The organism is Sediminicola luteus (genome assembly GCF_040566555.1).
Lineage (GTDB): Bacteria > Bacteroidota > Bacteroidia > Flavobacteriales > Flavobacteriaceae > Sediminicola.
In genome coordinates this window covers 382,418-394,668 of sequence record NZ_JBEWYP010000003.1, presented here as the reverse complement: position 1 = coordinate 394,668, position 12,251 = coordinate 382,418, and the positions used below count along the sequence as shown (strand labels likewise).

At 38.7% G+C, this 12,251-nt stretch carries 11 protein-coding genes; 7 read left to right on the top strand and 4 right to left on the bottom strand.

Annotated features, from left to right (window positions below):
* The 3 genes from ABXZ32_RS08055 to ABXZ32_RS08045 are packed head-to-tail and all read left to right on the top strand — an operon-like array spanning position 1 to position 4,483.
* Entirely contained in the window at positions 1-1,080 is a 1,080-nt protein-coding gene (locus ABXZ32_RS08055; RefSeq protein ID WP_354618161.1) for an AMP-binding protein, read from the top strand.
* A 45-nt stretch (positions 1,081-1,125) separates the two neighbouring features.
* Complete coding sequence (locus ABXZ32_RS08050) at positions 1,126-2,472, top strand: M24 family metallopeptidase (RefSeq protein ID WP_354618160.1); 1,347 nt, start codon at positions 1,126-1,128, stop codon at positions 2,470-2,472.
* A gap of 10 nt (positions 2,473-2,482) precedes the next feature.
* Complete coding sequence (locus tag ABXZ32_RS08045; RefSeq protein WP_354618159.1) at positions 2,483-4,483, top strand: TonB-dependent receptor plug domain-containing protein; 2,001 nt, start codon at positions 2,483-2,485, stop codon at positions 4,481-4,483.
* Positions 4,484-4,555: 72 nt separating this feature from the next.
* Here ABXZ32_RS08045 and ABXZ32_RS08040 read toward each other — a convergent pair whose 3' ends face one another.
* Both ABXZ32_RS08040 and ABXZ32_RS08035 read right to left on the bottom strand, forming a co-directional pair.
* On the bottom strand, positions 4,556-4,978 hold the full coding sequence (locus ABXZ32_RS08040) for a DoxX family protein (protein WP_354618158.1): 423 nt from the start codon (positions 4,976-4,978) through the stop codon (positions 4,556-4,558).
* Between the two features lie 58 nt (positions 4,979-5,036).
* Positions 5,037-6,665: an acyl-CoA carboxylase subunit beta gene (locus ABXZ32_RS08035; protein WP_354618157.1), complete on the bottom strand. Its 1,629-nt coding sequence runs from the start codon at positions 6,663-6,665 to the stop codon at positions 5,037-5,039.
* 76 nt (positions 6,666-6,741) lie between these two features.
* On the opposite strand from ABXZ32_RS08035, the gene ABXZ32_RS08030 reads away from it, so the two are divergent.
* The 3 genes from ABXZ32_RS08030 (at position 6,742) to ettA (ending at position 9,708) form a co-directional block, all read left to right on the top strand.
* Positions 6,742-7,725: a Gfo/Idh/MocA family protein gene (locus ABXZ32_RS08030; RefSeq protein WP_354618156.1), complete on the top strand. Its 984-nt coding sequence runs from the start codon at positions 6,742-6,744 to the stop codon at positions 7,723-7,725.
* Positions 7,726-7,798: 73 nt separating this feature from the next.
* Positions 7,799-7,981, top strand: coding sequence for a CAL67264 family membrane protein (locus ABXZ32_RS08025; RefSeq protein WP_062054425.1), 183 nt, complete (start codon positions 7,799-7,801; stop codon positions 7,979-7,981).
* 35 nt (positions 7,982-8,016) lie between these two features.
* Complete coding sequence (gene ettA / locus ABXZ32_RS08020; RefSeq protein ID WP_354618155.1) at positions 8,017-9,708, top strand: energy-dependent translational throttle protein EttA; 1,692 nt, start codon at positions 8,017-8,019, stop codon at positions 9,706-9,708.
* A gap of 66 nt (positions 9,709-9,774) precedes the next feature.
* Here the strand turns inward: ettA and ABXZ32_RS08015 are convergent, their stop codons facing one another.
* Entirely contained in the window at positions 9,775-10,569 is a 795-nt protein-coding gene (locus ABXZ32_RS08015; RefSeq protein ID WP_354618154.1) for an MBL fold metallo-hydrolase, read from the bottom strand.
* 87 nt (positions 10,570-10,656) lie between these two features.
* Entirely contained in the window at positions 10,657-11,121 is a 465-nt protein-coding gene (locus ABXZ32_RS08010) for a GNAT family N-acetyltransferase (protein ID WP_354618153.1), read from the bottom strand.
* A 180-nt stretch (positions 11,122-11,301) separates the two neighbouring features.
* Here ABXZ32_RS08010 and ABXZ32_RS08005 point away from each other — a divergent pair, with 180 nt between their 5' ends.
* Positions 11,302-12,189: a hypothetical protein gene (locus ABXZ32_RS08005; RefSeq protein ID WP_354618152.1), complete on the top strand. Its 888-nt coding sequence runs from the start codon at positions 11,302-11,304 to the stop codon at positions 12,187-12,189.
* The last annotated feature ends 62 nt before the right edge of the window (positions 12,190-12,251 follow it).

Sequence of the window (12,251 nt, the reverse complement as noted above, 5' to 3'; positions counted from 1 at the left end):
ATGACAACCAAATATACTGAAGTTCATCCGAGGTTTAAAATCAATGGCATCTCCTGTAATGCAGCGGAATTGAGAGAAATTGGATATTGTCTGATCAAAGAGGGAGAGGCATTTGAGATACCATTTGGAGATTTTCTGTTGGACTGGTTGAATGATAAGCCAACCATTAGTGTTAAAACATCGGGATCTACAGGAAAACCTAAAACAGTTATCCTCCAAAAAGATCACATGATCAATTCAGCTTTGGCCACAGCCGAATTTTTTAATTTGGAAGAGGGAGACACTGTTCTTCATTGTCTGCCAGCATCCTATATAGCAGGTAAAATGATGCTTGTTAGGGCTATTGTACTCGGCCTTCGATTGGACTATGTGGAACCAACATCCACGCCCCTTGTAAGCGTAACTAAATCCTATAAATTTGGAGCAATGGTTCCCTTGCAATTAGAAAATTCATTAGATAAAATAGAACAGATCAATACGTTGATAGTTGGTGGGGCCCCTATTTCGGAACAGTTGAAAGATAAAATTCAGCTCCTCAACAACGAAATTTATGAGACGTATGGGATGACAGAAACAGTAAGCCACATTGCAATAAGGAAACTCAGTCAAAACAGGAATAATAAGGAGCATGATTTTGTATTGCTTCCTAATATTTCCATACAGTCCGATGATAGGGGATGTTTGGTAATAGATGCGCCAATGCTGTCAGAAGAAACTATTGTTACCAACGATTTGGTTCAGATTAGTAATGAAAAGGAATTCAAGTGGCTGGGTAGATATGACAACATTATTAATTCTGGAGGTGTTAAATTAATTCCGGAGGAAATCGAAAGTAAATTGGCTTCTTATATATCTTCTAGGTTTTTTGTCAAGGGTATGCCTGATGATGCGCTGGGAGAGAAATTAGTTCTTTTTGTGGAAGGGAACGGAATTGATAAATCCATTTTAGAGGATTTGAAGAGCAGTGGTACCCTGGAAAATTTTGAGATTCCCAAGGAACTGGTGAACATACCCAAGTTCGCTGAAACAGGGAACGGCAAACTCGACAGGAAAAAAACTTTAAAACTTATCACAACGTAATTTCACGATAGTATATTCATTCTAATATAAAAACCAACCAATTGCATGAGAACTAATTTTTTATTTCTTTTTTTACTGATTAACGTTTGTTTGAGGGCTCAACAAATATTACCAGAAGTAGAACGGGCCAAGGTGGTAGATGAAATTTTGGAGGAGCGCTTCAATGTATTGTTGCCTGCCTTAATGGACAAGACTGGAATAGATATGTGGATCGTTATCTCTAGGGAATATAATGAAGACCCCGTTATTAAAACTATGTTACCGGCAACATGGTTAAATGCAAGAAGGAGAACCATTCTGATGTTTTATAGAAACAAAACCAAGAACAGCATTGAAAAACTTGCTGTTGCACGTTACAATGTTGGGGAGAGTATTTCATCTGCCTGGGATAAGGAAAAGGAGCCTGATCAATGGAAAAGACTGATGCAATTGATTGATGAAAGGAATCCAGCCAAAATAGGTCTTAATTATTCCAAGGACCATAATATAGCAGATGGCTTGGACAAGACAGATTATGACGAGTTCATGGCAAATCTTCCACAGAAATACAAGCCGAGAGTGTCCTCTGCAGAAAAATTGGCAGTAGGGTGGATAGAAACGAGGACTGAGCGGGAAATGGTGATCTACAATCAATTGGTAGACATTACCCATGATATTATCGCAGAGGCATTTTCTGAAAAGGTAATTACCCCAGGAGTGACCACCACCACCGAAGTTGAATGGTGGATGAGACAAAAAGTAACCGATTTAGGGTTGGAGACTTGGTTCCATCCTACAGTGGATATTCAAAGAACCAGCGAGGAATTGGTCTCCCACCTATATTCCTTCTCAGGAAGGCCAGATGATATGGTGATACTACCGGGAGATTTGCTGCATTGCGATTTTGGAATTAAATATTTGCGTTTGAATACCGACTGTCAGGAACTGGCCTATGTTTTAAAGCCGGAAGAAAAGGCAGCTCCAGCTTTTTTGGTCAATGGACTAAAAGATGGGAATAGGGTACAGGACTTCTTGACAAATAACATGATTGCTGGTAGAACTGGGAATGAAATCTTGGCAAAGTCCCTCTCCGAAGCAAAAGCGGCTGGATTAAGGCCATCAATTTACACGCATCCCTTAGGCTTATACGGTCATTCTGCAGGTACTACTATTGGGATGTGGGATTCTCAAGGAGGGGTGATGAAAGATGATGGTGAGAATTATCCTTTAAATCCAAATACGGTTTACGCCATAGAATTGAACACCACCATTACTATTCCAGAATGGAAAAGAGATATCCGTATCATGTTGGAAGAGGCAGGTTTTTTTGGAAATGATGGCTTTAGGTATGTCAACGGACGACAAACAGAACTGTTGTTGATTCCGAGAATCAAGGAGCATCAAGGAAATTAAAAAAGCTGTCATGGTATTCAAAAGATTACTGAGTTGCATCATCGTATTTGTTTGTGTTTCCGTTCATGCACAAAATGAAAAATATGTAATGGTAGGATGGGACGCATCCCTTTCTATGGTTGATAGGGTTATTGATAATGATCTTAAATTTCTAGAAAATTACTTCAAGGTCAACAAAGAGGTAAAAGTCAACTTGGTTATATTCAGTAATGCTGTAGTTGAAAATCAAGAAATCCAGATCAGGGACGGAAATTGGAAACCATTACAAGAAAGATTAGAAAATATTATTTATGATGGTGCCACCAATTATAGTGCACTGGAACAAGTTATCTCCTTAAATCACACCGATTTATTGCTCTTCACAGATGGTAACCAGAATATGGTCAGTACCGTTCCAAATTTTGGGGTTAAGACCTTTATTATAAACAGTAACCCTTATAAAGATCAATTTGGACTTAACAAACTGTTGGTGACCAATAAGGCCAGGATATTCGACTATGGCGTATTGGAAGTAAGGGAGGACGCAACAGACTCCCCAAAAGCATCCAACTCTGAAACAGCTGAAGCAAATGAACCAAGATCGCCAGGAATAAATTTGGAAGAGGTTGTTGTGACAGAAAATACAAAGAATAACAAGGAAGGTAGAACAGTGAGGACTGCTTCTGGTGAGGTAGACGAAGATAGGGTAGGTGTGGCGGTACAATCCATAGGGGAAGAGGATATTACTCCAATACAAACCAATGTATCACAATCTGTACAGAATAAATTTTCAGGAGTAGAGGTTAAGCAAAATCAAGATATCAGTCAGGTAAAAATGCGTACCGATAATTCCATGTTGTTGAATAACTATGGTCTTATCGTTATAGATGGGGTGCCACAGCAGCAATCCAATTCCAACGGGTCTTCCCCTTTGGCGAATTTCGGGTTTTTAAATCCTGATAACATAGCGGATATTACTGTTTTAAAGGGGATGGCAGCTACCACTAAATATGGTACTCTGGGCGCCAATGGGGTGATATTGATTACTACAAAAAGCTCAAAGGCACCAATAACAAATGGAGAGAAACAGGATTTGGCCCGTTTAAAGAATAACATTTACGAAGAGGATACCGATTTGGAAGAAGCTACTTTCACCCCTGTTTATAAATCGTTGCTAAAATCCACATCACCAAAGGAAGCGTACGAAAATTATATAGCCCTGCGTAATTTTAACGGCAGTAGTGTTCAATTTTATATTGATGCTTTTAACTATTTTAAATGGGACAACCCAGAATTGGCAATTCGTGTCATATCCAATGTTGTCGAGTTATTCCCTGAGGATATTGCCAAATTAAAATCAGCTTCTCTAGCCCTATCTACTATTGGGGCATTTAAGGAAGTTGTGCAGATCAATGAGAGAATTATAAGTATAGATCCCAAAATGGTACAATCTTATTTGGACATTGCCTTGGCATTAAGGGACCAAGGAAAATGGCAACCGGCTTTGGATCGATTATTGGCACTGGATAAGGGCACTACAAACGCTACAGTGAACAAGGAGGTGATATCAAAAACCCTTGATCGTGAAATTCGTAATATGCTATTTCTTCATAAGAACGAATTGAATACTACCAATGTAGATCCTAAATACCTCAATAATTTAAAATATAATGTGCGTTTGGTTTTTGAGTGGAATACCCCAAGGGCAGATTTTGAATTACAATTTGTAAATCCTCAGAACAGATTTTTTAAATGGGACCACAGTACGTTGTCCAATCCGGAAAGAATTGAAGATGAGATATCCAATGGATACAGCAGTGAGGAATTCGAATTTTATGGGGACGTAAAGGGAAAATGGGTTTTCAATGCAACCTTTTTAGGCAGTAGTAGCAACATTAAAAAGGAGAGTTTTACTTTAAAATGCAGCATTTATGAAAATTTTGGCGCACCCGATCAAACCAAAAGAGAAGTTTTGGTCAATTTCACAGAGCCACTACAAAAATTAAATATTGCCACACTTCAGGTGAAATAATATATGCAGGGAAGGGTCATAATTCTTCCAGCTTATTATAGGAAAGGAAATACAGTTGTTCCAATCGTATCGTCAAGATTCCATTTTGAGGTAATAATCTGTGGAATGTTTACCCGACCCATAAAAAAGAAAGAACACACACACTATAAATACTGTAATGGCCAAAATTAGATTGGTAGTATTCATTTCCCCTATAAAATTAATGAGGACTGCACCAATTATTATTGGCAATTGAGTAAGTACGGCCCAGCGGGTATATAAACCAAAAATAATAAGAAGGCCTCCGATGAGATGTGCCGGCGCCACGTAATGTACCGCCAACATACTACCAGCAAATCCTTTTAATGGCCCAATGAGTTCCATGATCATTTGAGTATTGCCAATAAAATATAAGCCTTTTATGAAAAGAAATAGACCTAAGGCAATACGCAATAGATCAAGGGGATAATACGTGTGTTTATTTGCCCATTTGTTGAGTGTTTTAATAGTTCCCATGATTGAAAAGATTAAAATTACTCCTATTAAATTACTGAAAATAAGCGATATAAAAAAATTAAACCTGTAGTACCCCTAAATTAAATTTCTTTTCTATTGGTGCGTGATTAGCGGCCTCAATTCCCAAGGAAATCCAATTTCTGGTTTCCAACGGATCGATTACAGCATCTGTCCATATCCTTGCAGCGGCATAATATGGAGACACCTGGTCATCATAACGGTCCTTGATTTTAGCGAAAAGCTCGGCCTCCTTCTTTTCAGTTATAGTTTCCCCTTTCTTCTTTAAAGAGGCTTTTTCTATCTGCAACAAAACTTTAGCAGCAGAATTTCCGCTCATTACGGCCAATTCGGCACTGGGCCATGCTACAATGAATCGTGGATCAAAGGCTTTTCCGCACATAGCATAATTTCCAGCCCCATAACTATTGCCTATCACTATTGTAAATTTGGGCACAACCGAGTTGCTAACGGCATTGACCATTTTTGCGCCATCCTTGATTATTCCGCCATGTTCACTTTTGCTTCCCACCATAAACCCAGTTACATCCTGTAAAAAGACCAAGGGTATTTTCTTCTGGTTACAATTGGCTATAAAACGGGTGGCTTTATCCGCAGAGTCAGAATAAATGACCCCTCCAAATTGCATTTCCCCTTTGGTGGTCTTTACTACTTTTCTTTGATTGGCAACTATCCCAACAGCCCACCCATCGATCCGAGCGTAGCCTGTTAATATGGTTTTTCCATACCCCTCTTTATACTGCTCAAAATCAGAATCGTCAACCAATCGCTTAATTATTTCCAGCATATCATATTGATCGGAACGTGAAGCAGGTAAGATGCCGTAAATGTCTTCCGGCTTTTCAATAGGTTTTTTAGAGGCTATTCTATTATATCCAGCCTTATCAAAATCACCAATTTTACCGACAATATTTTTTATGGTATCCAAGGCATCTTTATCGTCCTTGGCCTTGTAATCTGTAACGCCACTAACTTCACAATGTGTGGTGGCTCCACCCAAGGTTTCATTATCTATACTTTCTCCAATAGCCGCCTTCACCAAATAACTTCCTGCCAAGAATATACTACCTGTTTTGTCAACGATCAGAGCCTCATCACTCATGATTGGTAAATAAGCCCCTCCGGCAACACAACTGCCCATTACCGCAGCTATTTGGGTGATGCCCATACTGCTCATAACGGCGTTATTTCTAAAAATGCGGCCAAAATGTTCTTTGTCCGGAAATATTTCATCCTGCATGGGAAGATATACTCCGGCACTATCCACCAAATAAATGATGGGCAACCTGTTTTCTATTGAAATTTCCTGGGCCCTAAGGTTCTTCTTCGCAGTAATAGGGAACCAGGCACCAGCTTTAACTGTAGCATCATTGGCAACAACAATACATTGTTTGCCTTGTATGTATCCTATTTTGATAACAACACCACCAGAGGGACACCCGCCGTGTTCGGCATACATTCCTTCACCGGCGAAAGCGCCTATTTCTATGGATTTCTTTCCTTTATCCAACAAGTAATCGATACGCTCCCTAGCGGTCAATTTTCCTTGCGAGTGCTGTTTTTCGATTCTGCTTTTTCCACCGCCCAAATGTACTTTGGACAAGCGGTGTTTTAAGGATGAGAGAAGTAATTTATTATGGTCTTCGTTTTTGTTGAAGTTTATATCCATTCCTGAAAATAGTTTCTTTTTGTGGCATAAAGATAAGGAGTTATATTGATTAACTTTGACAAAACTTAAGTTGAAAATGGAAAACAAAATACGATGGGGCATCTTGGGCCCTGGCCGGATAGCCCATAGTTTTACAAAAGACTTACTGCTGACAAGGACCTCTGAGTTAGTGGCGGTAGCCTCAAGGAATTTGACCAGGGCTGCCAATTTTGCCAAGGAATACGATGCCAAATATGCCTACGGCAGTTATGAGGAACTTTTTAATTCTCCGGATGTTGATGTCATCTATATTGCCACGCCACATACACAACATGCCTCTTTGGCCATTGCCGCCATGGAACACGGAAAACACGTTTTGTGCGAAAAGCCCATGGGCGTAAACAGAGATGAAGTAAAGAAAATGATTGCTGCGGCCCAGAAGAACAATGTATTTTTAATGGAGGCTCTTTGGACCAGGTTCAATCCGACTATCAGGAAAATAAAAGCATTGGTAGACGACCAAAAAATTGGTGATCTGAGTTACCTCCAGGCAGATTTTGCCTTTTATGCGTTGGATAGGGAGGTAGAAGGAAGATTGCTAAACCCTGCCCTCGCTGGAGGTTCCCTTCTGGACATCGGGATTTACCCTATATTTTTGGCCTATCTGCTGCTTGGCAAACCAACTAAAATAGTGGCGTCCTCAAAATTTCATAAAACGGGCGCAGAAATCCAGACCTCGTTAGTTTTTGAATACGATAAGGCCCATGCGATGCTTTATTCGGGCCTGACCAGCAATTCTGAAATGAAGGCCAAGATTACCGGAACCAAAGGATCTATTTATATACACCCGAGATGGCACGAGACCAATGGATTTTCCATGGAGAGCAATGGAGAAAAAGAAGATATTTTGGAACCTACTATTGGGAAGGGATACAGCTATGAAATTGAAGAGGTGAACTCCTGTTTGGCCTCGGGAAAGTTAGAAAGTGAACTTTGGTCTTATAAGAACAGTTTGGAGTTGATAGATATATTGGACCAGATACGGAAACAAACTGGTATTGCCTTTCCTTTTGAATCCTAAAGTTTTTGCGTTTCGTTTATATAATCTTTTAAAAATTACGATATTTGTCGGTACCAAAAAAAACTAATCGAATATGGGAATGAACAAGAATACCGTGCTTGCATGGGCGACCTTTATAATGATCATTGTAGGCCTTTCGTTGATTGCTTTAGGGGCTTTTAGATATAAAGATATTGCAGGATGGGGGTTTGCAGCAGTGGGTATTGGTTTTTTTGCCATTGCTTGGGTATTTAATGCCTTAAAGGGCAGGGTATAACTTAGCCAAATCAACAATTTTAATCATATTATTTTATGTCTGACGATAAGAAAGTCATTTTTTCCATGTCTGGGGTTACCAAAACCTATAAGACAGCCAATACACCTGTATTAAAAAATATTTACCTGAGTTTCTTTTACGGGGCCAAGATTGGAATCTTGGGTCTTAACGGGTCTGGTAAGTCTACTTTGTTGAAAATTATCGCCGGGGTAGATAAGAACTTTCAGGGAGATGTAGTATTCTCTCCTGGTTATAAAGTTGGTTATTTGGAACAAGAGCCTCAATTGGATGAATCCAAAACGGTTTTAGAGGTTGTTAAAGAAGGGGTGGCCGAAACGGTTGCTATCTTAGATGAATACAATAAGATCAACGATATGTTTGGTCTTCCCGAGGTTTATGAGGATGCAGATAAAATGCAAAAACTTATGGACAAACAGGCAGAACTTCAGGATAAGATAGACGCCTCGGACGCTTGGGAATTGGATACGAAATTAGAAATTGCCATGGACGCTCTGCGCACCCCCGAGCCCGATAAGAAAATTGGGGTACTTTCGGGAGGGGAAAGAAGACGAGTGGCACTTTGTAGGTTATTGTTACAAGAACCAGAAATATTGCTATTGGATGAACCTACGAACCATTTGGATGCAGAATCTGTACATTGGTTGGAGCACCATTTGGCACAATATAAAGGAACCGTAATTGCAGTAACTCACGATAGATACTTTCTTGATAACGTGGCCGGATGGATCCTGGAATTGGATAGGGGAGAAGGTATTCCTTGGAAAGGAAATTACTCATCTTGGTTGGATCAAAAGTCCAAAAGAATGGCCGATGAGAGCAAGGTAGCTTCAAAAAGACAGAAAACATTGGAGCGTGAGCTGGAATGGGTACGTCAGGGAGCTAAAGGTAGACAGACCAAACAAAAGGCACGTTTAAAAAATTACGATAAATTACTGAGTCAGGATCAGAAACAATTGGATGAGAATTTGGAAATTTATATTCCAAATGGTCCGAGATTGGGAACAAATGTAATCGAGGCTATAGGAGTTAGTAAGGCCTATGGTGATAAATTGCTTTATGAGGACTTGAATTTTAAACTGCCACAGGCGGGTATAGTAGGAGTAATAGGGCCTAACGGTGCTGGCAAAACTACTATTTTTAAAATGATCATGGGGGAAGAGAAGCCTGATAGCGGAGAGTTTGTAGTAGGAGACACTGCAAAGATCGCCTATGTGGATCAGAAACATTCCAATATCAACCCAGAGAAAACGATTTGGCAAAACTTCAGTGATGAGCAGGAGCTGATCATGATGGGAGGTAGACAAGTTAACTCCAGAGCTTATCTGAGCAGGTTTAACTTTTCGGGTAGTGAACAAAATAAAAAGGTAGATATGTTATCTGGTGGGGAGCGCAACAGATTGCATTTGGCCATGACCTTAAAAGAAGAAGGGAACGTTCTGTTATTGGATGAGCCTACCAATGATCTTGATGTAAATACCTTACGAGCCTTGGAAGAAGGTTTGGAAAATTTTGCCGGCTGTGCCGTGGTCATTTCCCACGATAGATGGTTTTTAGACAGAATTTGTACGCATATCCTAGCTTTTGAAGGGGATTCCCAAGTATATTTCTTTGAAGGATCGTTCTCTGATTATGAGGAAAACAAGAAAAAACGATTAGGGGGAGACATAATGCCAAAACGTATCAAGTATAAAAAATTGATTCGCTAGGTTTACCTTAAATATATAGTAATAAAAAAATCCCGTTGAAGAACGGGATTTTTTTATGCTATTCAATTAGTATGATTCCTTTGGATACCAGTCCAGCTGAACAACATTGATGGCTGGATTTCCTTTTTCTACCAAAGCTTTAAATATGGTTACATCACTGACATTTGGATTGCCTCTGTAATGGTAAGGGTACACCTGTTTGGGTTGAAATTCCAATACCGCCTCCGCAGCACTTTCCTCTGTCATTGTATATGGAAGGTTCATACAGATAAAAGCGGTATCAATATTTTCCAAGGAGCGCATTTCAGGAATATCTTCCGTATCTCCTGAAAAATAAATACGCTTACCGCCCATGTTAAGGACGTAACCATTGCCTCTTCCCTTAGGATGCATTTGTAGGGCTTCTTTTCTTAAGTTGTACATAGGAACAGCTTCTACAATAATGCCGTATCGCTCTTTGGAATCCCCATTGTTCAAGATATCCAACTGTGTGGCAAACTCAGATGGCATTTTATCGGCCACCGCTTGGGGCACCATAATTTTTGCCTTTTCAGTATTTAGTTCCTGTAGGGTTTCAAGGCTAAAATGATCTCCGTGGATATCAGTAATTAGAATTAGATCGGGTTGCTTTTGTCCGTCATAAGCCACGGCACCACCAACTGGATCTACATAAATGGTAATGTCTCCCCATTCCAATACTGTACTAGCATGTTCAATAGGAACAATATTAAGTTCTTCTTTTTCTGTTTTAGAGGGAGTAACCTCCGTAGCAATAGGTTCATTGGACTTTTCCTTAGGGGCATCCTTGCATCCAGTTAGGATGGAAGAAAAAACTGCAAGTAAAATTATTATAGTTTTCATAATGTAATTGTTTTATTTAAAGGTATCCTAGAATAGTTGAAAGTACTAAGATTTAAATCGATAAATCTTTTAACCTAATAAGGAAAATCAATTAATTAGTAATTCCATTTTGATATTACTTCGCTCATAGGGGGTATCCGACTCGAGATCTATTTCTTGAAAACCGTATTTTGTATAGATATAAATGGCATTTTCCAACTTCGTATTGGAATAGAGAAGTATTTTATTCCAATTATTCGTTCTGGCAAAGGCCACGGCATGGTTCATTAGTGCCTGGCCAATTTTTAGACCTTGATATTTTGGATCTACCGCCATTTTTCCTAGTTCGTATATCTTTTCGTCAACCTTAATAAAGGAAAAACATCCCACAATGTTGTCTTGGTATTTAGCAAAGAATATAAAACCTCCTTTATTGACAATGGTCTGTTCACAGTTTTCCAAGAGATCGGCATCATGTGATTCCACATAAAAGTATTTCTCCAGCCAAGCGATATTAAGCGCTTTAAAGGCTGGTGCATACTTTGGCTCAAAAGATATTATTTCTACGGACATGTTGGTGATAAGGGTTGAGTGATTGTATAAAATTAAGGTTAAGATTTATTTATTGTGTGAAATAAAATTTTTTTTCCACAAAAAAATCTAAAAGTTCAATTGCGACGTATATAGTCGTATACAAACAATCAACTTTTAACAAAAAGTCAAATCAACTAAAGGTTAATTAATAAATTTATTATGACTGAAACTAAAAACAATAACAGTTTAAAAGTAATCGCTGGATTACTAGGTATCATTTTATTGGGTACAATTATTTACACCGTAAGTCTTTATAAAGACAAGCAAAAGACCACAGAGATTTTGCAACAAGAAAAGCAATTGGTGTTTGAAGATTTAAATAGTTTGAAGTCGGAATACGACAAAGCTATTATGGAAAGTAATATGACCAACGAAGAATTGGTTATCGCAAGAGACAAAATTGCCAAGTACATTGATTCTGTTAAAACAATGAAAGGTGATATTTCTTCTTTGTACAGATTTAGAAATCAAGTTACTATCCTAAAGAAGGAAAGAGAGCAGTTGATGAAACAAGTAGATTCTCTTACAAGATCTAACAGTAAATTGGCCATGCAGAGAGATAGTACTTTTGTAGAATTGGAAAAACAAACTGTTTTCAACGATTCTTTGGTAGTACAGAACACTCAATTGGCATCAGCTGTTGAAAAGGGATCTGCGCTTAACCTTTCACAATTCTCTGTTGACGCAGTTAAAGAAAGATCTAGTGGTAAATTGGTTTCTACCCAAAGAGCTAGAGGAACAGATAAATTTAAAATTTGTTTCACTGTAGCGAACAACGCAATTGCTCAGGCAGGCGATAGAGAGTTCTACCTAGAGGTATTGGATCCACAAGGAAATGTATTGGGTGAAAGTTTTTCTAAAACTATTGATAGCGGTGCTTCCGTAACCTATAGCAAAGAAACTAACTTCTACTACGAGAACAAGTCTTTGGATGTATGTGATTATATCAGCAAGCCATCAGGTGATTTTCAAAAAGGAAATTACATGGTAAATGTTTATGATGGTAAACTAAAATTATTGGGAACTTCTAAGTTCACTTTGAAATAGTAATCACTATCCATTTATAATAAAAAAAAGGGGCAATCATTTGATTGCCCCTTTTTTATGCT